This window comes from Streptomyces sp. NPDC093568, from assembly GCF_044764945.1.
In the GTDB taxonomy this organism is placed as follows: domain Bacteria; phylum Actinomycetota; class Actinomycetes; order Streptomycetales; family Streptomycetaceae; genus Streptomyces.
In genome coordinates this window covers 352,443-375,966 of sequence record NZ_JBIWJD010000005.1, presented here as the reverse complement: position 1 = coordinate 375,966, position 23,524 = coordinate 352,443, and the positions used below count along the sequence as shown (strand labels likewise).

General features: G+C 72.1%; 28 protein-coding genes. 23 read left to right on the top strand and 5 right to left on the bottom strand.

All coding sequences use genetic code 11. The features are described 5' to 3' along the window. Positions 1 to 52: 52 nt before the first annotated feature. On the top strand, positions 53 to 877 hold the full coding sequence (locus ACIRD7_RS22405) for an ABC transporter permease (RefSeq protein ID WP_403455886.1): 825 nt from the start codon (positions 53 to 55) through the stop codon (positions 875 to 877). A gap of 34 nt (positions 878 to 911) precedes the next feature. After that, positions 912 to 1,661 (top strand): AAA family ATPase, encoded by a 750-nt coding sequence (locus ACIRD7_RS22400; protein ID WP_403455884.1) that lies wholly within the window; start codon positions 912 to 914, stop codon positions 1,659 to 1,661. A 284-nt stretch (positions 1,662 to 1,945) separates the two neighbouring features. On the opposite strand, the gene ybaK is transcribed toward ACIRD7_RS22400, so the two are convergent. From ybaK to ACIRD7_RS22380, 4 genes are all read right to left on the bottom strand, one after another. Next, positions 1,946 to 2,452, bottom strand: a complete 507-nt coding sequence (gene ybaK, locus ACIRD7_RS22395) for a Cys-tRNA(Pro) deacylase (RefSeq protein ID WP_403455881.1) — start codon at positions 2,450 to 2,452, stop codon at positions 1,946 to 1,948. A 67-nt stretch (positions 2,453 to 2,519) separates the two neighbouring features. Then, the gene (locus ACIRD7_RS22390; RefSeq protein ID WP_403455878.1) at positions 2,520 to 3,257 is read right to left on the bottom strand and encodes an LON peptidase substrate-binding domain-containing protein; all 738 of its coding nucleotides are present in this window, start codon (positions 3,255 to 3,257) and stop codon (positions 2,520 to 2,522) included. Between the two features lie 11 nt (positions 3,258 to 3,268). Then, positions 3,269 to 4,321 carry a hypothetical protein gene (locus ACIRD7_RS22385; protein ID WP_403455876.1) on the bottom strand — a complete coding sequence of 351 codons (1,053 nt, stop codon included), beginning with the start codon at positions 4,319 to 4,321 and terminating at the stop codon, positions 3,269 to 3,271. 224 nt (positions 4,322 to 4,545) lie between these two features. Next, a complete protein-coding gene (locus tag ACIRD7_RS22380; protein ID WP_403455874.1) occupies positions 4,546 to 6,123 on the bottom strand; it encodes an oxidoreductase in 1,578 nt (525 codons plus the stop codon). A 170-nt stretch (positions 6,124 to 6,293) separates the two neighbouring features. Here ACIRD7_RS22380 and hisD point away from each other — a divergent pair, with 170 nt between their 5' ends. The 10 genes from hisD (at position 6,294) to ACIRD7_RS22330 (ending at position 13,992) form a co-directional block, all read left to right on the top strand. Next, positions 6,294 to 7,619 carry a histidinol dehydrogenase gene (gene hisD / locus ACIRD7_RS22375; RefSeq protein ID WP_403455872.1) on the top strand — a complete coding sequence of 442 codons (1,326 nt, stop codon included), beginning with the start codon at positions 6,294 to 6,296 and terminating at the stop codon, positions 7,617 to 7,619. Further along, entirely contained in the window at positions 7,616 to 8,722 is a 1,107-nt protein-coding gene (locus ACIRD7_RS22370; protein WP_403455869.1) for a histidinol-phosphate transaminase, read from the top strand. The genes hisD and ACIRD7_RS22370 overlap by 4 nt, the downstream gene beginning before the upstream one ends. Further along, positions 8,719 to 9,312: an imidazoleglycerol-phosphate dehydratase HisB gene (gene hisB / locus ACIRD7_RS22365; RefSeq protein WP_062719038.1), complete on the top strand. Its 594-nt coding sequence runs from the start codon at positions 8,719 to 8,721 to the stop codon at positions 9,310 to 9,312. The genes ACIRD7_RS22370 and hisB overlap by 4 nt, the downstream gene beginning before the upstream one ends. A gap of 3 nt (positions 9,313 to 9,315) precedes the next feature. After that, on the top strand, positions 9,316 to 9,480 hold the full coding sequence (locus ACIRD7_RS22360) for a hypothetical protein (protein ID WP_403455867.1): 165 nt from the start codon (positions 9,316 to 9,318) through the stop codon (positions 9,478 to 9,480). Beyond that, a complete protein-coding gene (gene hisH, locus ACIRD7_RS22355) occupies positions 9,471 to 10,115 on the top strand; it encodes an imidazole glycerol phosphate synthase subunit HisH (protein WP_403455864.1) in 645 nt (214 codons plus the stop codon). The genes ACIRD7_RS22360 and hisH overlap by 10 nt, the downstream gene beginning before the upstream one ends. A gap of 4 nt (positions 10,116 to 10,119) precedes the next feature. Beyond that, entirely contained in the window at positions 10,120 to 10,845 is a 726-nt protein-coding gene (gene priA / locus ACIRD7_RS22350; RefSeq protein ID WP_403455861.1) for a bifunctional 1-(5-phosphoribosyl)-5-((5-phosphoribosylamino)methylideneamino)imidazole-4-carboxamide isomerase/phosphoribosylanthranilate isomerase PriA, read from the top strand. Next, a complete protein-coding gene (locus ACIRD7_RS22345) occupies positions 10,842 to 11,246 on the top strand; it encodes a RidA family protein (protein WP_403455860.1) in 405 nt (134 codons plus the stop codon). The genes priA and ACIRD7_RS22345 overlap by 4 nt, the downstream gene beginning before the upstream one ends. After that, positions 11,243 to 11,998, top strand: coding sequence for an imidazole glycerol phosphate synthase subunit HisF (gene hisF, locus ACIRD7_RS22340; RefSeq protein WP_403455857.1), 756 nt, complete (start codon positions 11,243 to 11,245; stop codon positions 11,996 to 11,998). Before ACIRD7_RS22345 ends, hisF begins: the two co-directional genes overlap by 4 nt. Positions 11,999 to 12,139: 141 nt before the next feature. Then, positions 12,140 to 12,730, top strand: coding sequence for an ArsR/SmtB family transcription factor (locus ACIRD7_RS22335; RefSeq protein ID WP_403455855.1), 591 nt, complete (start codon positions 12,140 to 12,142; stop codon positions 12,728 to 12,730). Between the two features lie 11 nt (positions 12,731 to 12,741). After that, entirely contained in the window at positions 12,742 to 13,992 is a 1,251-nt protein-coding gene (locus tag ACIRD7_RS22330) for an MFS transporter (RefSeq protein WP_403455854.1), read from the top strand. A 6-nt stretch (positions 13,993 to 13,998) separates the two neighbouring features. On the opposite strand, the gene ACIRD7_RS22325 is transcribed toward ACIRD7_RS22330, so the two are convergent. Continuing rightward, the gene (locus tag ACIRD7_RS22325) at positions 13,999 to 14,634 is read right to left on the bottom strand and encodes a TIGR03085 family metal-binding protein (protein ID WP_403455851.1); all 636 of its coding nucleotides are present in this window, start codon (positions 14,632 to 14,634) and stop codon (positions 13,999 to 14,001) included. Positions 14,635 to 14,708: 74 nt separating this feature from the next. Between ACIRD7_RS22325 and hisI the strand changes: the two genes are divergently transcribed. The 11 genes from hisI (at position 14,709) to lgt (ending at position 23,510) form a co-directional block, all read left to right on the top strand. Beyond that, positions 14,709 to 15,116: a phosphoribosyl-AMP cyclohydrolase gene (gene hisI / locus ACIRD7_RS22320; protein WP_403455850.1), complete on the top strand. Its 408-nt coding sequence runs from the start codon at positions 14,709 to 14,711 to the stop codon at positions 15,114 to 15,116. An 11-nt stretch (positions 15,117 to 15,127) separates the two neighbouring features. After that, the gene (locus ACIRD7_RS22315; protein ID WP_403455848.1) at positions 15,128 to 16,624 is read left to right on the top strand and encodes an anthranilate synthase component I; all 1,497 of its coding nucleotides are present in this window, start codon (positions 15,128 to 15,130) and stop codon (positions 16,622 to 16,624) included. A gap of 59 nt (positions 16,625 to 16,683) precedes the next feature. Next, positions 16,684 to 17,325: a TIGR02234 family membrane protein gene (locus tag ACIRD7_RS22310; RefSeq protein ID WP_403455845.1), complete on the top strand. Its 642-nt coding sequence runs from the start codon at positions 16,684 to 16,686 to the stop codon at positions 17,323 to 17,325. A 111-nt stretch (positions 17,326 to 17,436) separates the two neighbouring features. After that, entirely contained in the window at positions 17,437 to 17,688 is a 252-nt protein-coding gene (locus ACIRD7_RS22305) for an HGxxPAAW family protein (RefSeq protein WP_403455842.1), read from the top strand. A 79-nt stretch (positions 17,689 to 17,767) separates the two neighbouring features. Then, a complete protein-coding gene (locus ACIRD7_RS22300) occupies positions 17,768 to 18,226 on the top strand; it encodes a DUF2752 domain-containing protein (protein WP_403455840.1) in 459 nt (152 codons plus the stop codon). Positions 18,227 to 18,360: 134 nt separating this feature from the next. Further along, on the top strand, positions 18,361 to 19,170 hold the full coding sequence (trpC, locus tag ACIRD7_RS22295) for an indole-3-glycerol phosphate synthase TrpC (RefSeq protein WP_403455839.1): 810 nt from the start codon (positions 18,361 to 18,363) through the stop codon (positions 19,168 to 19,170). 21 nt (positions 19,171 to 19,191) lie between these two features. Next, a complete protein-coding gene (gene trpM, locus ACIRD7_RS22290) occupies positions 19,192 to 19,389 on the top strand; it encodes a tryptophan biosynthesis modulator TrpM (protein WP_403455837.1) in 198 nt (65 codons plus the stop codon). Positions 19,390 to 19,467: 78 nt separating this feature from the next. After that, positions 19,468 to 20,754 (top strand): tryptophan synthase subunit beta, encoded by a 1,287-nt coding sequence (trpB, locus tag ACIRD7_RS22285; protein WP_403455835.1) that lies wholly within the window; start codon positions 19,468 to 19,470, stop codon positions 20,752 to 20,754. After that, positions 20,751 to 21,569 carry a tryptophan synthase subunit alpha gene (gene trpA, locus ACIRD7_RS22280; RefSeq protein ID WP_403455834.1) on the top strand — a complete coding sequence of 273 codons (819 nt, stop codon included), beginning with the start codon at positions 20,751 to 20,753 and terminating at the stop codon, positions 21,567 to 21,569. Before trpB ends, trpA begins: the two co-directional genes overlap by 4 nt. Before the next feature lie 112 nt (positions 21,570 to 21,681). Beyond that, the gene (locus ACIRD7_RS22275; RefSeq protein ID WP_403455832.1) at positions 21,682 to 22,455 is read left to right on the top strand and encodes a DsbA family protein; all 774 of its coding nucleotides are present in this window, start codon (positions 21,682 to 21,684) and stop codon (positions 22,453 to 22,455) included. A gap of 77 nt (positions 22,456 to 22,532) precedes the next feature. Continuing rightward, positions 22,533 to 23,510 (top strand): prolipoprotein diacylglyceryl transferase, encoded by a 978-nt coding sequence (lgt, locus tag ACIRD7_RS22270; protein ID WP_403455830.1) that lies wholly within the window; start codon positions 22,533 to 22,535, stop codon positions 23,508 to 23,510. Positions 23,511 to 23,524 lie beyond the last annotated feature (14 nt).

Genomic DNA, 23,524 nt, shown 5'->3' with positions numbered 1-23,524 from the left:
GGAACAGGGCCACCTCCCGAGTGATCCCCTGTGCGAAAGGGAGCAGCGCCACGTGAGTGTCGTACCCGCCGAGGTTCTGCCGGGGAGCGCCCTGGCCGTTGACGAGACGGCCCCCGAGGCCGCGGTCGAGCTCGGGCCGCGCGCGCGGCTGTGGCCCTCGCTGTGCGCCGTGTACCGGGCCCAGCTGTCCCGGGCGCGGGTCGCGCGCATCCCGCTGCTGTTCGTGGCGACCTTCCAGTCGATCGGGATCATGGTCCTGATGCGGGGGGTCGTCGACGGCGGGGCCGAGGCCCAGGCCGTGGTGGCCGGGTCGGCCGTCCTCGTGGTCGCCTTCGTCGCGCTGAACCTGCTCGCGCAGTACTTCGGGCAGCTGCGGGCCAGCGGCGGGCTCGACCACTACGCCACGCTGCCGGTGCCGCCCGCCGCGGTGGTGCTCGGGGCGGCGGGGGCGTACGCCTCCTTCACCGTGCCGGGGACCGTGGTGACGGCCGTCTTCGGCTGTGTGCTGTTCGGGCTGCCGATGGCGCATCTGTGGGTGCTGGTCGCGGTGATCCCGCTGGCGGGGGCCGCGCTCGCCGGGCTGGGCGCGGCACTCGGGCTGCTCGCGCCGCGCCCCGAACTGGCCACGCTGCTCGGCCAGTTGGGGATGTCCGCGGCGCTGCTGCTGGGGGTGCTGCCGGCCGACCGGATGCCGGAGGCGGTGCGGTTCGCACGGGATCTGCTGCCCTCGACGTACGGCGTGGAGGCGTTCGCGCGGACCTTCGGGGAGCGGCCGGACTGGGCGTTCGTGCTCGGCGACCTGGCCGTGTGCGGGGTCGTCGGCGTGGTCTCGCTGGGCGTCGCCACCTGGGCGTACCGTCGGGCGGCCGTCCGGTGACGCGCCGCACAGGACGGCCTGGCACGATGGCAGGGTGACCGCTCCGCTGACTCCGCCACCGCCGCCGCGTGAACCGTCCCCCAACGGGGGGTGGCAGCCGCCCGCTGCCGGGCACGCGGCCGCCCTTCCGCATGACGCCATATCCAGCGCCCCGCCCGGGGCACAGGGGCCGTACGGCTCTCCTGGCCCGTACGGCATATATGGCTCGTACGAACAGGACGGTCCCGGAATGAAGACCGAAGTGCGCGAGGCCGGCCTGGTCGCGGTGGTGGTGGCGCTGTTCGGAGCGCTGCTCGGGGTGTTGTGGTGGCAGCTGGCGCCGAGCGTGCCGCTGGTCGGGGACGTCGTCGACAACAGCTGGGTGGTCTACTTCAAGGACTCCGAGGGGGAGCAGGCCGTCGGGGTCGACGGAACGTTCACTCTGCTCGCGCTCGCGTTCGGTCTGGTCAGCGCGGTGGCCGTGTTTCTGTGGCGGCGGCGCGGGGGCGTGCCGCTGGTGGTCGCGCTGGCCGTCGGCGGGTTTCTCGGGTCGCTGCTGGCCTGGCGGGTCGGGGTGTGGCTCGGGCCCACCGAGGACGTGATCGCCCACGCGAAGGAGGCGGGCAAGGGCGTCTCGTTCGCGGCGCCGCTGAAGCTGGGGGCCAAGGGGGTGTGGCTGGCGTGGCCGCTCGCGGCGCTGGTGGTGCATCTGGCGCTCACGGCGCTGTTCGGGCCGCGCGACGCGGACCCGTACGGACAGCAGGGAGAGGCGGCTCAGGGGCCGTACGGAGTGCCGCCGGCGTAGGTCGTCCGGGGCGCGCCCAAGGGTTCTCGCCCCCGCCGCCCCTACCCGTCCCATCCTCAAGGAGCGCTGCCCCTTCGACCCCGGACACTGGGGGCCTGCGGCCCCCAGACCCCCGCTGTCGGCCCTGAACGGGCCTCGTCCTCAAACGCCGGACGGGCTGAATTGCTCCTACGCCGGGCGACGCCCGTGGTTCGAGCGGCCCTTCTTGACGCGCCACTTGCGTTTCCGCGTTTTCTTCGACATGTCCCTCGTACTTAACCGAGAAGACGGATCCCGTCGAGGGGTCACGCACGCCCGATGGGAGCGACCACCGCCTGGGTGAGGTGGGTGAGGTCCTCGGGGGAGAGCTCGACCTCCAGGCCGCGGCGGCCCGCCGAGACGCAGATCGTGGGGTGGGTGGCGGCCGAGGCGTCCAGGACCGTCGGGAGCTTCTTGCGCTGGCCGAGGGGGGAGATGCCGCCCCGGACGTAGCCCGTGGTGCGTTCCGCCAGGGCCGGGTCGGCCATCGTCGCGCGCTTGCCGCCGACCGCCGAGGCCAGCGCCTTGAGGTCCAGTTGCCCCGCCACCGGGACCACGGCCACGGTCAGGTTCCCGTCCACGTCCGCCACCAGCGTCTTGAAGACCCGGGCGGGGGACACGCCCATGGCCTCCGCGGCCTCCTCGCCGTAGGACGGGTGGGAGGGGTCGTGGTCGTAGGAGTGGACCGTGTACTCGACGCCGGCCGCCGTGAGCGACACCGTCGCGGGCGTGCCGCCCGACTGCTGTTGGTTCTTCTTCGGCTTCTTCGCCATTGGTGGCCGGTTCCCCAGATGTCGTGCGTCGGTGTCGTGCGGTCCGTGCGGTCCGCGGCGTCGCGCGTCAGTTCAGGCTCGTCGGGCCGCGCGTCAGGTCCGACGCCGGCAGCGAGGGCAGCGTACGGATGATCGAGGTCTCGGCGCGAAGGACTTTCAGCTCGTCGCGCAGGCGGGACGCGGTGTCCGGGGCCTGGAGCAGGCGCTGCTTCGTCGGCGTGTCCAGCATCATCGCGGCCGCCACCAGGTAGGACACCACCCCGGGCTGGTCCGGCAGTTCGGACGTCGTGGACAGTGAGCGTTCACGGGCGCCCGCCAGGCGCTTCTGGTACTGCCGGAACGCGCGCAGCACCCCTTCCGCGAGCGCCCCCGCCTCGTCGCCCGGCTCCTCCTCCAGTTCCTCCAGCTCCGCCGTGAGGAACGGGCCCGAGGTGTCCACGGAGAGCAGCCGGACCCTGGTCGTTCCCGTCGCCAGCACCTCGAACGTGCCGTCGGCCCGCTCCCGGATCGTCGCCGCGTCCGCCACACAGCCCACGCCGTGGAAGGACTTCATCGGGTCGGGGCCGAAGCCCGCCGCCGGCCCGCGGTCGGGCTGGGCCGTCGGGTCGGGCATACCGGGGGCGCTCGGAGCCACCTCGTGGCCGTCGCGGATCGCCACGACGGCGAAACGGCGCGGTTCCTCCTCGGGGGTCTTCAGCAAGTCGCGCATCATGGCGCGATACCGCTCCTCGAAGACGTTGAGCGGCAGCACGAGTCCCGGGAAGAGCACCGAGTTCAGGGGGAAGAGCGGAAGGCGGACGGTCACGGCGCCAAAGCCTAGTGGTCGCCGGGATGAACGCGTTCGGCGAGCCCACTGAGTGGATGCCCGCCCCGCGTCCCACGCGCCGTACCGGTGCCGGTGGCCGCCCGCAGCCGTACCTCCTCGCGGACCTCCAGGAAGCGGCCCAGCGGGTCGTCCGAGGACCGGCTCCAGGGGAAGGAAGTGGCGTGCGGCCCGATCAGACGCAGCTGCTCCAGGGCGTCCTCCCAGCGGCCCAGCCGTACCAGGACGTACGTCAGCTTGTTGCGGATCGCCGCCGGCCACAGGTCGGCCGCCGGGAACCGGGCCGACAGCGCGAGGGCCCGGTCGGCCGCCGCGTCCAGCCGCTCGGGCGGCACGCCCGGACCGCAGCCGTCGTCCAGGTAGGCGAGGGCGGCCCGGGTCGGCAGGGCCTGGACCAGGGAGTCGGCCGGCGCGTCCTGGGCCGCCCGGTCGGCGAAGTCGAGGCACTCGCGGTGCGAGCCGTGCCAGGCGGAGCCCAGATAGCGCAGGGCGGCCACGTGGCAGCCGTAGTGGCGCGGGGCGCGGCGCAGCGCCGCCTCCCACAGTTCGCCGAAGTAGGTGTGCCCGGCGCGGGAGCCGCGCGCGTGGTCCAGGGCGATCCGCCAGGGCACCGGGTCGCCGTCGTCGGCCCGTGCGGCGGCGGTGATCAGCGGGCTCACCCCGCGCAGCACCTCGGCCCGCGCCGGGGAGCGCCAGGCGTGGTCCACCGCGACCTGCGCCCTGATCAGCAGCGCGTCCGGATCGTGCGGGGCCGCCGCGTGCCAGTCCTCCAGCCACTCCGGACGGGAGCGCGCGAAGGCCGCCAGCCGGAGCGTGTAGCGGTCGCGGTACTCCCACTCGGCCTGCTGCCGGGTGTGGGCGAGCAGTTCGGCGGCGGCCTCGTAACTGCCCTGGCCGGCCGCGACCAGGGCGGGACCGAGGCGGTCGTCGGGCGCGTCGAGCAGCACCTCGTCGTCGGCGGGGAGTCCGACGGCGGGGTGCTGCGTGGTCCTCGCGGTCCGGGACGCCCGGCCGAACGGCAACATGAGAGCCATGGTGTCGACCATTGAAGGACCGCAGGTCACGACCGCGCCAGAGGGAACGGCGAAGACGTCGAAAGTTGTACGCGGTTCGGTCAAGAACCGGTAAAGGTCCACTGTTCAACAACTATCGGATATCCAGGAAATCGCCTCAGTTGTCACATGGTCCTCATGGATCTCAGAGACCTCATGGACCCTATGGTTCTCGTGGTCCTCATCGGCCTCCGGAGGCCCGGATACCGGCGATGGGGTCAGTTCCGGCGCAGCAGGCGCGTCGCGCCCGTGGCCACCGTCGTCGCCAGGATCCAGCCCAGCAGGATCATCGCCGCCGCCAGCCACTGCCAGGCGCCGCTCAGCTGCCAGAACCCGACCTGGCCCAGCTCGATGACCGGCAGCAGCAGGTCGAGGGCGAACAGGGGAGGGTTCCAGGCCGGATGCTCGGCGCCCTTGATCGGCGGTGGGTCGGCGTACGCGAAGGCCACCGAGCCGGCCGCCCACAGCACCGCCATCCACACCGCCGCCCGGCCCGGCCGATAGCCGTAGGCGACCATCCAGTCCTGCGCGTACCCCCACAGCTTGGCCGCGGGCGGCAGCGTCTCGCGGCGCCGGCGCTGCTTGGCGAGCAGCACCTCGCGCGCGTCCTCGTCCTCGCCCCCGGCGCGCAGCACGGAGGCCAGCCGCTCGTACGGCTCCGGGTTGTACTCGGCGGTCGCCGCGGCCACCCACTCCAGCCGCCGCTCCAGCGGGAACGGGCCGCGCGGCACGAGGTTCTCGTAGGTGAAACCGCCCATGTGGAGCAGCCCCGGGCCCGGCCAGGCGTCCGCCCGGTCCATCAGGTTGACGACGCGCGCGCCCGACAGCACCACCCCGCCGCGCTCCGGTCCCTCGCCGAGGAAGCGCAGCTCGGGCGTCTGGATGCGGCGCAGCGACAGCTCCTGTTCGTCCGTGAAGGTGAACCGGGCCCGCTCCAGGTCGACCGCGTCCCCGAACCGCCCGTCGTCCAGCCGCACCCCGCCCTGGCACGCGAACCGCTGGATGCGCGTCCCGCGCGCGGGCGTACGGCCGCTCAGCATCGGGCTCCCGACGCCCGCCGGGGTCATGTAGAGCGTGCGTCCGACGGTCAGCTGCGGAGCGTTCAGCGCGAGCCGCGTGTACGGGTTGACCAGCCGCGCGCCCCGCAGGCTCAGCGACACGCCGATGCTCGCGCCGCGCAGGCTCAGCTCGCCGTGCGACTCCAGCATCTCCGCCTGGAGGTCCTGGCCGACGCTGATGCCGTCCGCGGCGATCGAGCGGCCGCTGCGGTCGCGGTAGACGATCGCCTGGTTGAGCAGCAGGTCCGTGCCGATGTGGGCGTCGGTGAGCCGGGCGCCGTTGTGGAACCGGCAGCGCGGCAGATGCAGATCGCCCTCGGTGTGCACCCGGGCGGCCTCCAGCCGCGGCACCGCGCAGTCCACCAGCCGTACGGTCGTGAAGCGGGCCTCCGGCAGCAGCACCTCACGGTCGAAGCGGCAGCCGCGCATCTCGACGTAGGGCACGACGGTACCGCCGGCGAGGTCCATCGTGTCGGCGATCCGCACGCCCACCAGCTTCAGCGAGGACACCCGGCCCGCGAGGGCGGGCGGCCCGTCCAGCAGCAGCCAGCAGACGATCCGCGCGCGTACCGTCCGCTCCTCGAGCCAGGGATGCCCGCCGTGCGGATCGTCGACGACCGTGTCGCCGCTGCTCAGGTCGTACACGCTGCCGTTGCGGAAGGCCTGCCACATGCCGATCTCGGCGGCGGTCAGATCGTCCGGCGGGTCCCCGTCCCGGATGCCGGCCCCCTCGGTCACGTCTCTACCATCCCTCTCGGCTACTGGCGGGTTTAGTACAACCGTTCTGCCCGCTGAGTGACGCCCCGAACGCTAGACGTGAAGGTGATCTTCCGGGTTCCCGCGGGGTTCTGTATCAGCCATTGATACGCGCGAACGGCGCCGTACCCGGGTCTGAGAGAATTGAGCCCGTGATCTCCCGAATCGATCTGCGCGGCGACGCCCTTCCCGAGGGACCCGCCCTGCGCGACCTGCTGCCCCGAGCCGACTTCGACGTCTCGGCCGCCCTGGAGAAGGTGCGTCCGATCTGCGAGGCCGTGCATCATCGGGGTGACGCGGCGCTGATCGACTTCGCCGAGAAGTTCGACGGGGTGCGGCTGGATTCCGTACGGGTTCCGGCCGAGGCGATCGAGAAGGCCCTCGAAGAGCTCGACCCGGCCGTGCGCGCGGCCCTGGAGGAGTCCGTCCGCCGCGCCCGTCTCGTCCACCGCGAGCAGCGCCGTACGACGCACACGACCCAGGTCGTGCCAGGCGGTTCCGTGACCGAGAAGTGGGTGCCGGTCGACCGCGTCGGGCTGTACGCACCCGGTGGCCGGTCCGTCTACCCGTCCTCCGTGATCATGAACGTCGTGCCCGCCCAGGAGGCCGGTGTCGAGTCGATCGCGCTCGCCTCCCCGGCCCAGGCCGAGTTCGGGGGCCTTCCGCACCCGACGATCCTCGCGGCCTGCGCGCTGCTCGGCGTCGACGAGGTGTACGCGGCCGGCGGCGCCACGGCCGTCGCGATGTTCGCGTACGGCACCGAGTCCTGCCCGCCCGCCAACATGGTCACCGGCCCCGGCAACATCTGGGTCGCCGCCGCCAAGCGCTACTTCACCGGCAAGATCGGCATCGACGCCGAGGCGGGCCCGACCGAGATCGCGATCCTGGCCGACTCCGGCGCCGACCCGGTGCACGTCGCCTCCGACCTGATCAGCCAGGCCGAGCACGACCCGCTGGCCGCCGCCGTCCTCGTCACCGACTCCGTCGAGCTCGCGGACGCGGTGGAGCGGGAGCTGGAGCCGCAGGTCGCGGCCACCAGGCACATCGACGACCGGATCGTCCCGGCCCTCAAGGGCAGGCAGTCCGCGATCGTCCTGGTCGACGGCGTCGACGAGGGCCTGAAGGTCGTCGACGCGTATGGCGCCGAGCACCTGGAGATCCAGACGGCCGACGCCGCCGCCGTGGCGGACCGCGTGCGCAACGCCGGCGCGATCTTCGTCGGCCCCTGGGCGCCGGTCTCGCTCGGCGACTACGCCGCCGGGTCCAACCACGTCCTGCCCACCGGCGGCTGCGCCTGCCACTCCTCGGGCCTGTCCGTCCAGTCCTTCCTGCGCGGCATCCACATCGTCGACTACACGCGGGACGCGCTGGCCGAGGTCGCGCATCACGTGGTGACGCTGGCGGAGGCGGAGGACCTGCCGGCGCACGGCGCGGCGGTCAAGGCGAGGTTCGGCTGGAAGGTACCCGAGAGCAAGTGACAGGCATCGACGATCTCCCCGTACGGGACGAGCTGCGCGGCAAGTCCCCCTACGGCGCGCCCCAGTTGGACGTCCCCGTACGGCTGAACACCAACGAGAACCCCTACCCGCTGCCCGAGCCGCTGGTCGAACGCATCGCCGAGCGCGTCCGCGAGGCGGCCCGCGACCTCAACCGCTACCCGGACCGGGACGCCGTCGAGCTGCGCACCCGGCTCGCCGAGTACCTCACCGACACCTCCGGCCACGAGGTGGGCCTCGCCAACGTCTGGGCGGCCAACGGCTCCAACGAGGTCATCCAGCAGCTGCTGCAGACCTTCGGCGGACCGGGCCGTACGGCCATCGGCTTCGAGCCGTCGTACTCGATGCACGGTCTGATCTCGCGCGGCACCGGCACCGGCTGGATCTCCGGCCCGCGGGGCGACGACTTCACGATCGACCTCGCGGCCGCCGAGAAGGCGATCGCCGAGAACCGCCCCGACGTCGTCTTCATCACCACGCCCAACAACCCCACGGGCACGGCGGTCCCGCCCGAGACCGTCCTCGCGCTGTACGAGGCCGCGCAGGCGGCGAAGCCGTCGATGGTCGTCGTCGACGAGGCGTACATCGAGTTCAGCCACGGCGACTCGCTGCTGCCACTGCTCGAAGGCCGGCCGAATCTCGTCGTCTCCCGGACGATGTCGAAGGCCTTCGGCGCCGCCGGTCTGCGTCTCGGCTACCTCGCCGCGGATCCCGCGGTGGTGGACGCCGTCCAGCTGGTACGGCTGCCGTACCACCTGTCGGCGGTCACCCAGGCGACCGCGCTGGCGGCCCTGGAGCACACCGACACGCTGCTCGGCTACGTCGAGCAGCTGAAGACGGAGCGGGACCGGCTCGTGAGCGAGCTGCTCGCCATCGGCTACGAAGTCACCGCCTCGGACGCCAACTTCGTGCAGTTCGGACGTTTCGACGACGCGCACGTCGCCTGGCAGCGGATCCTCGACCGGGGCGTCCTGGTCCGGGACAACGGCGTGCCGGGCCGGCTGCGGGTGACCGCCGGAACCCCCGAAGAGAACGACGCGTTCCTCGACGCGGTACGTGAACTGAAGAAGGAGCAGAGCGCATGAACCGCGTAGGCCGCATAGAGCGGGTGACGAAGGAGACCTCGGTCCTCGTCGAGATCGATCTCGACGGATCCGGCAAGGTCGACGTGTCGACCGGCGTCGGCTTCTACGACCACATGCTCGACCAGCTCGGCCGGCACGGTCTGTTCGACCTGACCGTGAAGACCGAGGGCGACCTGCACATCGACTCGCACCACACCATCGAGGACACCGCCCTCGCGCTGGGCGCCGCCTTCAAGCAGGCGCTCGGCGACAAGGTGGGGATTTATCGATTCGGCAACTGCACGGTCCCGCTGGACGAGTCGCTCGCCCAGGTGACCGTCGACCTGTCCGGCCGCCCCTACCTCGTGCACACCGAGCCCGAGAACATGGCGCCGATGATCGGCGAGTACGACACCACGATGACCCGGCACATCCTGGAGTCCTTCGTCGCCCAGGCCCAGATCGCCCTGCACGTGCACGTGCCGTACGGGCGCAACGCGCACCACATCGTGGAGTGCCAGTTCAAGGCGCTGGCGCGGGCCCTGCGCTACGCCTCCGAGCGCGACCCGCGCGCCGCCGGCATCCTCCCCTCGACGAAGGGTGCCCTGTAACCCATGAACGGGCTGTCCACCGTACTGATCGTCGTCGGCCTCTTCCTGGTCGGCGGCATCATCTCCTTCGTCAAGCAGGGGATGCCCAAGAGCCTCGTCACGCTGCTCTCGATAGGCGCCGCGATGTGTCTGCTCGCGGGCGTCCTGAGGCTGGAGGTGTGGAATTGAGCGAGAAGAAGGTCGTGGTCTTCGACTACGGCTTCGGCAATGTGAGGTCGGCCGAGCGCGCCCTCGCGCGCGCGGGCGCCGACGTCGAGATCACCCGTGACTTCGACAAGGCCATGAACGCCGACGGCCTGCTCGTACCGGGCGTCGGCGCGTTCGCGGCCTGCATGAAGGGGCTCACCGAGGCCCGCGGCGACTGGATCATCGACCGCCGGCTGTCCGGCGGGCGGCCCGTGATGGGCATCTGCGTCGGCATGCAGATCCTGTTCGCGCGCGGTATCGAGCACGGCGTCGAGACCGAGGGCCTCGGCGAGTGGCCGGGCTCCGTCGAGCCGTTGCAGGCCGACATCGTGCCCCACATGGGCTGGAACACCGTGGACGCGGCGGCGGGCAGCGAGCTGTTCGCCGGCCTGGACGCGGACGCGCGCTTCTACTTCGTGCACTCCTACGCCGTCCACGACTGGACGCTGGAGGTCCACAACCCGGCGATGACCGCGCCCAAGGTCACCTTCTCGACGCACGGCAAGCCGTTCGTGGCCGCCGTGGAGAACGGCGCCCTGTGGGCCACGCAGTTCCACCCCGAGAAGTCCGGCGACGCCGGAGCGCAGCTGCTCACCAACTGGATCGGAACCCTGTAGAGACATGGCCAAGCTCGAACTCCTCCCCGCCGTCGACGTCCGCGACGGCCAGGCCGTGCGCCTCGTGCACGGCGAGTCCGGCACCGAGACGTCCTACGGCTCCCCGCTGGAGGCGGCCCTCGCCTGGCAGCGTTCGGGTGCCGAGTGGCTGCATCTGGTCGACCTGGACGCCGCGTTCGGCACCGGTGACAACCGCGAGCTGATCGCCGAGGTCGCGAAGGCCATGGACATCAAGGTCGAGCTGTCCGGCGGCATCCGCGACGACGCCTCCCTCGCCGCCGCGCTGGCCACCGGCTGCACCCGCGTCAACCTCGGCACGGCCGCCCTGGAGACCCCCGAGTGGGTCGCCAAGGTCATCGCCGAGCACGGCGACAAGATCGCGGTGGGCCTGGACGTACGGGGCACGACGCTGCGCGGCCGCGGCTGGACCCGCGACGGCGGCGACCTCTACGAGACGCTGGAGCGCCTCAACAGCGAGGGCTGCGCCCGCTATGTCGTCACCGACATCGCCAAGGACGGCACCCTCCAGGGCCCGAACCTGGAGCTGCTGAGGAACGTCTGCGCGGCGACGGACCGCCCGGTGGTCGCCTCCGGCGGCGTGTCGTCGCTGGACGACCTGCGCGCCATCGCCGAGCTCGTTCCGCTCGGTGTCGAGGGCTCCATCGTCGGGAAGGCCCTGTACGCGAAGGCGTTCACTCTCGAAGAGGCCCTGGAGGCTGTGTCGTCATGACGTCCGATGCCGTGCGGCGCGTGCAGAGCGGAAGTCCCTGGGAAGAGTCCTTCGGGTTCGCACGCGCCGTGGCGGCGGGTGATCGCGTCCTGGTGGGAGGCACGACCTCCTTCAAGGGGGATGTGCTCTACGGCGAGGGCGACCCGTACGAGCAGGCCACCGTGGCCTTCACCAGTGCGGTCGAGGCGATCGGGGCGTTCGGACTCGGCGTCGAGTCCGTGATCCGGACCCGGATGTACCTGACCCACGCACGGGACGTGGACGCCGTGGGCCGGGCCCACAAGGAGTTCTTCGACTCGGTGCGCCCGGTCTCGACGCTGCTCGTCGTGGAGGGCTTCGTGGATTCGCGCATCCTGGTCGAAGTAGAGCTAGAGGCATACAGAGGAGCCGTGGATTCATGACCCTGGCGGTCCGAGTCATCCCCTGCCTGGACGTGGACAACGGCCGGGTCGTCAAGGGCGTCAACTTCCAGAACCTGCGCGACGCGGGCGACCCCGTCGAGATGGCCAAGGTGTATGACGCCGAGGGCGCCGACGAGCTGACGTTCCTGGACATCACCGCCTCGTCGGGCGACCGCGAGACCACGTACGACGTGGTGCGCCGCACCGCCGAGCAGGTGTTCATCCCGCTGACGGTCGGCGGTGGCGTCCGCACGGCCGAGGACGTGGACAAGCTGCTGCGCGCGGGCGCGGACAAGGTGGGCGTCAACACGGCGGCCATCGCGCGCCCCGACCTCATCCGGGAGATCGCCGAGCGCTTCGGCCGGCAGGTGCTGGTCCTCTCCGTCGACGCGCGGCGCACCCCCGAGGGCACCTTCGAGGTCACCACCCACGGCGGTCGCAAGGGCACCGGCATCGACGCCGTCGAGTGGGCGCACCGGGCGGCCGAGCTGGGAGCGGGCGAGATCCTGCTCAACTCGATGGACGCCGACGGCACCAAGGACGGCTACGACCTGGAGATGATCCAGGCCGTCCGGGGGCACGTGACGGTCCCGGTGATCGCCTCCGGCGGCGCCGGCCGGCTCGCGGACTTCTCGCCGGCCATCGAGGCGGGGGCCGACGCGGTGCTGGCGGCGTCCGTGTTCCACTTCGGGGATCTGCGGATCGGCGAGGTGAAGGACGCGCTGCGGGGGGCCGGGCACCCCGTTCGCTGACGCACGACTGAGCCCCGGTCGTCCTCCCTTGAAGCGGCCGGGGCTTTCGCATGCCTACTCGCGCCTCCCCACCGGGAGATACGAAAGGAAAGTTGCGCAAAATATGTTGTGCAATTTTTCTTTCGCATCTACGGTCGAGGCATGACGGACAAGGAGAGAGACCGCAGGATCACGGACCTGGGCACGCTCAAGGCGCTCGCCCACCCCCTGCGCATGAACCTGCTCAGAGCGCTGACGATCGCCCAGGTCGCCACCGCCTCACAGCTCGCCGAGCGGGTCGACGAGGCGGTCTCGCTGGTCAGCTACCACCTGCGCAAGCTCGCCGAGCACGGGCTCATCGAGGAGGCCGAGCCGCAGCGCGCGGACGGCCGCGAGCGCTGGTGGCGGCCGGCCTCGGACGGCGTGAGCATCCGCGACGAGGACTTCCGGGACGCTCCCGAGAAGGCCGCCGCGCACACGGCGGCGAGCCGGCTCTTCGCCGAGCAGCGCACGGACCTCTACCGCCGCTGGCTCGACGAGCGGGCCCACTGGGGCCCCGAGTGGAACCGCGCCGCCGAGTCCTCCGAGTCCAACCTGCGGCTCACGGCGGACGAACTGACCGAGCTGAACCGGGAGTTGCTCGCCCTCCTGCGCCGCTACGACGAGCAGGGCCGGGCGGCCGACGCCGCCGGCGACACCGAGGGCCGCGAGAACGTCGCGGTGCACACGTACGCCTTCCCGTTCCGGCCCTGAGAGGACCCGACGTGCCTTCGACGTCCACCGCCCCGCAGCGTCTGTCCGCCGGGGAGCGCGCCGCCCACCGTGACCCCAACGTCCTGCGCTGGCTCGGCGGTTACACGTCGTCCGCGCTCGGCGACAACGTCTACTACCTAGCCCTGTCCTGGGCCGCCGTCCAGGCCGGGACGCCCGCCCAGGCCGGGCTCGTGACCGCGGTCAGCGCCGTGCCGCGCGCGCTGCTGATGCTCGGCGGGGGAGTGGTGGCCGACCGCTACGGCCCCTGGCGCGTCGTCGTCGGCAGCACCGCGGTGCGCTGCGCGCTCGTCCTCGTCGCCGCCGTCCTCCTCCTCGCGACCAGCCCGGGGCTGTGGGCCCTGGGCGCGGTGGCGGTCCTCTTCGGGGTCGTCGACGCCGTCTTCCTGCCCGCCGGAGGCGCCCTCCCCGCACGGATCGCCGACCGGAGCCAGCTCGCCCGGGTCCAGGGCCTGCGGGGGCTCGCCGTCCGCCTCGCCCTCGTCCTCGGCGGCCCGCTCGGCGGCCTCGGCATCGCGCTCGGCGGCACGGCGGGGGCCTTCGGGCTCTCCGCGCTGCTGATCGGAGCGTCCCTGCCGGCCCTGCTCGCCGTACGGGTCCGGGACCTCCCGCCGGACGACGTGAAACCGCGCGAGCCCGCCCTCGCCGAACTCCGGGACGGGTTCCGCCACATCCGGCACAGCCCCGTGCTCCGCCCGCTGATGCTCGCCATCGCCCTGGGCGACCTGGGGTTCGTCGGGCCGATGAACCTCGGCCTGAACCTGCTCGCCGAGGAACGCGGCTGGGGACCGTCCGGCATGGGCTGGGTCCTCGCCGGATTCGGCGTCGGCGCCGCGGCCGCCTCGCTGCTCCTCGCCTGGCGCGGGCGGGTGGCGCGCGCCGGACGCGTCACCGCGGTGACCGCCCTCGCGGGGGCCGGGGCCATCTCGCTCCTCGCGCAGGCGCCGTCCGTCGCCACCGCGGTCGGCGCGGCCCTGTTCATCGGGCTGTTCGCCGGGCTGGCCGGCGCCCTGTGCGGGGCACTGCTGCAGTGCCACGCGGGCCCCGCCTACGTAGGCCGGGTCACCTCGGTCTCCACCCTGGTCAGCTTCGGGCTGGCACCGCTCACCTTCCCGCTGGTCGGCGGGGCCGTCGACCTCTGGGGCACCGGCCCGGTCTTCACGGCCTGCGCCACGATCAGCGCGCTGAGCGGCGTCGTCATCCTGGCCTCCCGCGCGCTGCGAGGCGCGGAACTGCCCCGCTGACCGGCCTCAGATCCCCAGCTGCTTGGCCGCGTTCAGCTTGGCGATGGCGTCCTGGTCGCCGTCCAGCTCCACCTTGGCGGCGTTCTGCCGGCCGTAGGAGAACAGCAGCAGCTCCGACGGCTCGCCCGTCGCCGTCACGACCGGAGTGCCGCGATGGGCCACCGCCGTCTGGCCGTCGGGGCGGCGCAGCACCAGGCCGGTGGGGGCGCTGCGGCCCATCAGGCGGGCGGAGCGCTCCAGACGGGACCACAGGGCGTCCTGGAAGACCGGGTCGAGCTCGCGGGGCGTCCAGTCCGGCTGGGCGCGCCGGACGTCCTCGGTGTGGACGTAGAACTCGATCGTGTTCGACGCCTCGTCGACGGGCTTGAACTGGAACGGCGAGAAGCGCGGCGGACCGGTGCGGATGAGCTGGATCAGCTCCTCGTAGGGCTTCGCCGCGAACTCCGCCATCGCCTTCTCCAGGCGCGGGGCGAGCTGCTTGATCAGCAGCGCGGCGGCGGCGTCCGGGCGCCGCTCGCGCACCACCACGTGGGCGGCGAGGTCACGGGTCGTCCAGCCCTCGCAGAGGGTGGGGGCATCGGGTCCCTCGGCCTCCAAGAGGTCGGCGAGGAGAAGTCGTTCACGCTGGGCGAAGGTCGACATGCAGTCAGCGTACGACCGCGCCGGACGTCCGCCCAGTGGACATCGGACGGTCACTGTCAGTTGCGCGCGGCACAATGGCAGGCATGACCACCAGCACGCCCGGCCGGCCCAGCCGCCTGGACCCCGAGATCGCCGCGCGCCTCAGGCGCAGCGCGGACGGGCTCCTGCCCGCCATCGCCCAGCAGTACGACACCGGAGAGGTGCTCATGCTCGGCTGGATGGACGACGAGGCGCTGCATCGCACCCTGACCACCGGCCGCTGCACCTACTGGTCGCGCAGCCGCCAGGAGTACTGGGTCAAGGGCGACACCTCCGGCCACTTCCAATGGGTCAGGTCGGTCGCGCTCGACTGCGACGCCGACACCGTGCTCGTCAAGGTCGACCAGGTCGGCGCGGCCTGCCACACCGGGGCCCGGACGTGCTTCGACGAGGACGTCCTGCTGAAGGACGCCGATTCCGGCACAGCCGCCTCGGATCAGTAAGGTCAGCCGCCATGGACCTCGAGACGTTCCGCAAGCTGGCCACCGACCGCCGCGTCATTCCGGTCACCCGCAAGCTCCTCGCCGACGGCGACACCCCGGTCGCGCTCTACCGCAAGCTCGCCGCCGAGCGCCCCGGCACGTTCCTGCTGGAGTCCGCGGAGAACGGCCGCACCGCGTTTCAATGGTCTCGCTACTCCTTCGTGGGAGTCCGCTCCGCCGCGACGCTCACCGCACGCGACGGTCAGGCCCACTGGCTCGGCACCCCGCCCGTCGGCGTCCCCGTCGAGGGCGACCCGCTCGCCGCCCTGCGCGCCACCATCGAGGCCCTGCACACCCCGCGCGACCTCGCCCACGACCTGAACCTGCCGCCCTTCACCGGCGGCATGGTCGGCTACCTCGGCTACGACATCGTGCGCCGCCTGGAGAAGATCGGCCCCGGCGAGCGGGACGACCTGCAGCTGCCCGAGCTGACCATGCTGCTCACCAGCGACCTCGCCGTCATGGACCACTGGGAGGGCTCGGTCCTGCTGATCGCCAACGCGATCAACCACAACGACCTCGACACCGGCGTCGACGAGGCCTACGCCGACGCCGTCGCCCGTCTCGACGCCATGGAGGCCGACCTCTCGCGCGCGGTTGCCCAGCCGCCGGCCGTCCTGCCGCCCTCGGAGCTGCCCGAGTACACCGCGCTGTGGGGCGGCGAGGACTTCCAGGAAGCCGTCGAGGACATCAAGGAGCGCATCCGGGCCGGGGAGGCGTTCCAGGTCGTCCCCTCCCAGCGCTTCGAGACGCCGTGCACGGCGAGCGCGCTGGACGTCTACCGGGTGCTGCGGGCGACCAATCCCTCGCCGTACATGTACCTCTTCCGCTTCGACGGCTTCGACGTCGTCGGCTCGTCCCCCGAGGCCCTGGTCAAGGTCGAGGACGGGCGGGCCATGGTCCACCCCATCGCCGGCACCCGGTGGCGCGGGGCGACCCCGCAGGAGGACCAGGCCCTCGCCGACGAGCTGCTCGCGGACCCCAAGGAGCGCGCCGAGCACCTGATGCTGGTCGACCTGGGCCGCAACGACCTGGGGCGGGTCTGCGAGCCGGGCTCCGTGGAGGTCGTGGACTTCATGTCCATCGAGCGCTACTCCCACGTGATGCACATCGTCTCGACGGTGACGGGACGGGTCGCGCCCGATCGCACGGCCTTCGACGTCCTGACGGCCTGCTTCCCGGCCGGCACCCTCTCCGGCGCCCCCAAGCCCCGCGCGATGCAGATCATCGACGAACTCGAACCGTCCAGGCGCGGTCTGTACGGCGGCTGCGTCGGCTACCTCGACTTCGCCGGCGACTCCGACACCGCCATCGCCATCCGTACGGCCCTGCTGCGCGGCGGCACGGCGTACGTCCAGGCGGGCGCGGGCATCGTCGCCGACTCGGACCCGGTCGCCGAGGACACCGAATGCCGCAACAAGGCGGCGGCGGTCCTGCGGGCGGTGCACACGGCGAACCGGCTCGGGTGAACCCCGGTGGCCGCCTCACCCGAACCCCGGGTGACTGATCGCCGGGGGTTCGGGTGATAGTGGAGTACGTGACTGCCGTACCGCACCCCCGTTCCGAAGCCCCCGCCGCCGCCCGGGCCGGCCGGATGAGCCTCGCCCTCGCCCTGCTGTGCGGGGCGCTCGGCGCCGCCGTGGCGCTCCTCGCCACCCGGCAGCGCTGGTCCGAGGGCACCGTGACGGTGGCCGGCGGCCCGTTCCCCCTGATCGCCAAGGGCAGTGACGTCACCGGCGTCCCCGCGGCCCTGGCCATAGTGGGGCTCGCCGCGCTCGTCGCCGTCTTCGCCGTCCGCCGGGCCGGCCGGCTCATGGTCGCCGCCCTGCTCGCGCTCTCCGGCGCCGGCACCGTCGCCGCCGCCCTGCTCGGCGCTTCCGACAGCGCCGCGCTCGACGAGAAGGCCGCCCAGGCCTCCGGCGACACCGCGGCCACCGTCGACGCCCTCAGCCACACCGCCTGGCCGTACGTCGCGGCCGTGGGCGGCGGCCTGATCCTGCTCGCCGGACTGCTGGCCCTGCGCTACGGCAAGCTGTGGCCCGGCATGTCCGGCCGCTACGAGCGCGGCGGCGCCCCGAGGCCGCGCCGCACCGCCAGGGCCGCCGACCCCGACCGGCCCGAGGAGATCTGGAAGGCCCTGGACCGGGGCGAGGACCCGACGGGCGCGTAGCCCACGCCGCGTCGTGACCCCCCATCACCGCACCCGCACGCGTGCGGGACAATGACAGCGAGCGACCGGCTCACCCACGTACGACACGTACACAGCAACGAGGAGCAAGCAATGGCGGGCAGCAGCCACGGTCACACCCCGGCCGCCTGGACCGGTGTCACGATCGCCTTCATCGGGTTCTGCGTCTCGGGCGCTTTCATGGTGCTGGCCGAGCCCGCGGGCTTCTGGGCCGGCTTGGGCGTCGTGGTGCTCGGCGGCATCGTCGGCTGGATCATGAGCTCGATGGGGCTCGGCCAGCCCAAGGACGCGCACAAGGGGCTGCTGATGTCGCAGGAGCACGCGCCGGCGAGCGCCAAGAGCTGAGACGCCCACCACCTCGCTGAGGGGCGACCCGGCACCGATGGGTGCCAGGGGACGCCCCTCACGCGTGTGCGGGGGCACAATGCCTGACGTGAACCCCGACAGCCCGCGGGCGACCGACAGCCACGGAGCGACCCGGCCCGGCGCCGTACCGGCCAGGCTGGCCGTCCCGGCGGGAGTGCTCGCGGCCGTCGCCGGCGCCTTCGCCTACGTGGGCGCCGTGGACCCGAACGAGCCCGGCCACTACCCCGCCTGTCCGCTCCTGCGGTTCACCGGCATCTACTGCCCCGGCTGCGGCGGCCTGCGCAGCGCGCACGCGGTGATCCACGGTGACCTCCCGGCGGCGCTCCAGGCCAACGCGCTCGCCGTCGGGGGCTACGCGCTCTTCGCCGTGCTGTTGACCGTCTGGCTGATCCGGTCGGCGCGCGGGCGGCCCTTCAGGCTCGAACTGTCGTCGGTGCAACTGTGGGCGGCGGGGGCCCTGCTGCTGGTTTTCACCGTTGTCCGGAACCTGCCCTTCGGTGGCTGGCTGCACCCTTGATCAAATGGTGAACGTCCAGGTAGTGGGACCGGCGTCAACCGGATGCGAGGCCTGCGCCTACCTCCGGATACCATCGCAGTGACACCGTTTCCGTACGGCTTTCACAGGCCACCGTCCGAAAGGGGGCCGCTCGCGTGAGTGTGCTCGACGAGATCATCGACGGAGTCCGTGCCGACCTCGCGGAGCGGCAGGCGCGCGTCAGCCTCGACGAGCTCAAGGAGCGCGCGGCGAAGGCCCCGGCGGCCAAGGACGGGGTCGCCGCCCTCAGGGGCGACGGCGTCAAGGTCATCTGCGAGGTCAAGCGCTCCAGCCCCTCCAAGGGCGCGCTGGCCGCGATCGCCGACCCGGCCGGACTGGCCGCCGACTATGAGGCGGGCGGCGCGGCGGTCGTCTCCGTCCTCACCGAGCAGCGCCGCTTCGGCGGCTCGCTGGCCGACCTGGAGGCGGTCCGCGCGCGCGTGGACATCCCGGTCCTGCGCAAGGACTTCATCGTCACGTCGTACCAGCTCTGGGAGGCGCGGGCCTACGGCGCCGACGTCGTCCTGCTGATCGTCGCGGCCCTGGAGCAGCCCGCCCTCGAGTCCCTCATCGAGCGCGCGGTGTCCATCGGACTCACCCCGTTGGTCGAGGTGCACGACGAGGACGAGGTCGAGCGTGCCGTGGACGCGGGAGCGAAGATCATCGGCGTCAACGCCCGCAACCTGAAGACGCTCGAGGTCGACCGCGGCACCTTCGAGCGCGTCGCCCCGGAGATCCCCGACCACATCGTCAAGGTCGCCGAGTCCGGCGTCCGCGGCCCGCACGACCTCATCGCCTACGCCAACGCCGGCGCCGACGCGGTCCTGGTCGGCGAGTCCCTGGTCACCGGCAAGGACCCGAAGACGGCGGTCGCCGACCTGGTCGCGGCGGGCGAGCACCCGGCACTCCGGCACGGCCGCGGCTGATCACCCGCTAGGCTGACAGCGATGAACCGCACCGTGACGACCGTGGACAGGTACGCCCGCCTCGCGCGCGGCTGCCGCCCTCGTGGTTGCCGTGCGCCCGCACGCCGGGTGCACGGTCGTCGCGTGCGATACGTCATCGGAGACGAACCCGGGCAAGTGAACGGACGGCGATGGCAGCGCCCCTCCAGGGGCGCGGGGAACTGCGCGACCAGCCACTGACGGCCCGCCGTCGACAAACACATCCCCGCCCCCACGGCGAATAGTGTCCTTTTTACGCACTCACCGTGAGGTATCCGCATGCCCAGCGAGTTCTTCATCCCCGACCCCGAGGGTCAACTCCCCAGCCCCGAAGGCTACTTCGGGGCGTTCGGCGGCAAGTTCATCCCGGAGGCCCTCGTCGCCGCCGTGGACGAGGTCGCCGTCGAGTACGACAAGGCCAAGCACGACCCCGAGTTCGCCCGCGAACTCGACGACCTGCTGGTCAATTACACCGGCCGCCCCAGCTCCCTCACCGAGGTGCCGAGGTTCGCCGAACACGCCGGTGGCGCCCGGGTCTTCCTCAAGCGGGAGGACCTCAACCACACCGGCTCCCACAAGATCAACAACGTCCTCGGCCAGGCCCTGCTCACCAAGCGCATGGGCAAGACCCGCGTGATCGCCGAGACCGGCGCCGGCCAGCACGGCGTGGCCACGGCGACCGCCTGCGCGCTCTTCGGCCTCGACTGCACGATCTACATGGGCGAGATCGACACCCGGCGCCAGGCCCTCAACGTGGCCCGCATGCGCATGCTCGGCGCCGAGGTCATCGCCGTGAAGTCCGGCTCGCGCACCCTCAAGGACGCCATCAACGAGGCGTTCCGCGACTGGGTCGCCAACGTCGACCACACCCACTACCTCTTCGGTACGGTCGCCGGCCCGCACCCCTTCCCCGCCATGGTCCGCGACTTCCACCGCGTGATCGGCGTCGAGGCCCGCCGCCAGCTCCTCGAGCGCGCCGGACGCCTCCCCGACGCGGCCGTCGCCTGCGTCGGCGGCGGCTCCAACGCCATCGGCCTCTTCCACGCCTTCATCCCGGACGCCTCCGTCCGCCTCATCGGCTGCGAGCCGGCGGGCCACGGCGTGGAGAGCGGCGAGCACGCGGCCACCCTCACCGCCGGCGAGCCCGGCATCCTGCACGGCTCCCGCTCCTACGTCCTGCAGGACGACGAGGGCCAGATCACCGAGCCGTACTCCATCTCGGCCGGCCTGGACTACCCCGGCATCGGCCCGGAGCACTCCTACCTCAAGGACAGCGGCCGCGGCGAGTACCGCGCGGTCACCGACGACGCCGCCATGCAGGCACTGCGCCTGCTGTCGCGCACCGAGGGCATCATCCCGGCGATCGAGAGCGCCCACGCCCTCGCCGGCGCCCTGGAGGTCGGCCGGGAACTGGGCAAGGACGGCCTGATCGTCGTCAACCTGTCCGGCCGCGGCGACAAGGACATGGACACGGCCGCGCGCTACTTCGGCCTGTACGACACCGACGCCGAGGTCGCCGCCGACGCGGACGCCGAGGCCGCCGAGATCGAGGGGGACGCCAAGTGAGCGGGAACATCCAGCTGTTGACGGACACCCTCCAGGCAGCCAGGGCCGAGGGGCGCTCCGCCCTCATCGCCTACCTGCCGGCCGGGTTCCCGACCGTGGACGGCGGCATCGAGGCGATCAAGGCCGTGTTCGACGGCGGCGCGGACGTCGTGGAGGTCGGGCTGCCGCACAGCGACCCCGTCCTCGACGGCCCGGTCATCCAGACCGCCGACGACATCGCCCTGCGCGGCGGCGTCAGGATCGCGGACGTGATGCGCACGGTCCGCGAGGCGCACGCGGCCACCGGGAAGCCGGTCCTCGTCATGACGTACTGGAACCCCATCGACCGCTACGGCGTCGAGCGCTTCACCGCCGAGCTGGCCGAAGCGGGCGGCGCGGGCTGCATCCTGCCCGACCTGCCCGTGCAGGAGGCGGGGCTGTGGCGGGAGCACGCCGAGAAGCACGGCCTCGCGACGGTCTTCGTCGTGGCGCCGAGCAGCAAGGACGAGCGGCTCGCGCAGATCACCGCGGCGGGCAGCGGCTTCGTCTACGCCGCCTCGCTGATGGGCGTCACGGGCACCCGCGCGTCGGTGGGCGCGCAGGCGCAGGACCTGGTCGAGCGCACCCGCGCCACCGGCACCGCGCTGCCCGTCTGCGTCGGGCTCGGCGTCTCCGATGCCGCGCAGGCCGCCGAGGTCGCCGGCTTCGCCGACGGCGTGATCGTCGGCTCGGCCTTCGTCAAGCGGATGCTGGACGCGCCGGACGACGCGGCCGGCGTCGAGGCCGTGCGCGCGCTCGCCGGTGAGCTGGCGAAGGGCGTGCGCGGACAGGCGTAACACCTTCAGGGGTGAAAGATCTTCTGAAGAAGGGCCTTCCGTACGAGTCGCTCGAACGGGTGGACCTGGGGCCGGGGAGGCGCGCTGCGCCTCCCCGGTTCGTTCTGCGGGTGTGAGCGAAAAGAATCGTGACGGAAAGCGGACCGCCCGGGAGCGGCTGGCGGTCGAGCGTGAGAAGCAGAAGGCGGCCGACAAGCGGCGCCGCGCGCTGATCGTGGGCGCGAGCGTGGTCTGCGTGCTGGGACTCGCGGCGGTGATCGGAGTCGTCGCGGCGAACGCCGGCAAGGACGACAGCAGTGACGCGGGACCGGTCGTGGGGCCCTCGGGCGCGCAGGGCAAGGACGGCCTCGCGATCCCGGTGGGCGAGGAGAACGCCAAGTCCACGCTCACGGTCTGGGAGGACTTCCGCTGCCCGGCCTGCAAGTCCTTCGAGGACGCGTACCGCTCGACGATCCACGAGCTGACGGACGCCGGACAGCTCAGGGTCGAGTACCACCTGGCCACGATCATCGACGGCAACATGGGCGGCACCGGCTCGCGCAACGCCGCGAACGCCGCGGCCTGCGCCCAGGACGCCGGGAAGTTCGTGCCGTACCACGACGTGCTGTACCAGAACCAGCCGCCGGAGATCGACGACGCCTTCGCCAAGGACGGCAAGCTCCTGGAGCTCGCGGCCAAGGTGAAGGGCCTGGACACGCCCGCCTTCCGCAAGTGCGTCGAGAACGGCACGCACAACAGCTGGGTGGAGAAGTCCAACGACGCGTTCAAGAGCGGCGGCTTCAGCGGCACGCCGACGGTCCTGCTCAACGGCAAGAACATCTACCAGGACCAGACGATGACTCCGGCCAAGCTGAAGCAGATGGTGCAGGAAGCCGCCAAGGGCTGAGCACCGGCGCCTGTTATGGACCCGTAGCCGGGCTGCCTGACATCGGTGCCGCCCGGCAGGGTAGCGTCGACCTTGCCATGGAACTTGCCTACATTCCCAGCCCGTCGCGCGGGGTGATCCACCTCGGTCCCATTCCGCTGCGCGGCTACGCCTTCTGCATCATCATCGGTGTCTTCGTAGCCGTCTGGCTCGGCAACAAACGCTGGATCGCCCGGGGCGGGCGGTCCGGCACGGTGGCCGACATCGCGGTCTGGGCCGTGCCGTTCGGGCTGGTCGGCGGACGCCTCTACCACGTGATCACGGACTACGAGCTGTACTTCAGCGAGGGCCGCGACTGGGTGGACGCGTTCAAGATCTGGGAGGGCGGCCTCGGTATCTGGGGCGCCATCGCGCTCGGCGCGCTGGGCGCGTGGATCGGCTGCCGCCGCCGTGGCATCCCGCTGCCCGCGTACGCCGACGCCGTCGCCCCCGGTATCGCCTTCGCCCAGGCCATCGGGCGCTGGGGCAACTGGTTCAACCAGGAGCTGTACGGTCGGCCGACCGATCTGCCCTGGGCCCTGAAGATCACGTCCTCGACGGACGGACGCGTGCCGGGCACGTACCACCCGACGTTCCTGTACGAGTCGCTGTGGTGCATCGGTGTCGCGGTGCTGGTGATCTGGGCCGACCGCCGCTTCAAGCTGGGCCACGGGCGGGCGTTCGCGCTGTACGTCGCCGCGTACTGCGTGGGCCGGTTCTGGGTCGAGTACATGCGCGTCGACGACGCCCACCACATCCTGGGCCTGCGGCTGAACAACTGGACCGCGCTGATCGTCTTCCTGCTGGCGGTCGCCTACATCGTGGTGTCGGCGAAGAAGCGGCCCGGCCGGGAGGCTGTGGTGGAGCCGGGTGCCTCCGACGGTGAACCCGACGGTGAACCCGAGGGTGCGGTCGAGGGCGGTGGCGAGGCCGACGGTGAGCAGTCCGAGGAGGACTCCTCGGACTCCCCGCAGGCCACGGACGCGGAGAGCGAGAAGGAACCGAGCGACGAGCCGGAGTCGGCCAAGAAGAGCTGACACCCGCCGATACG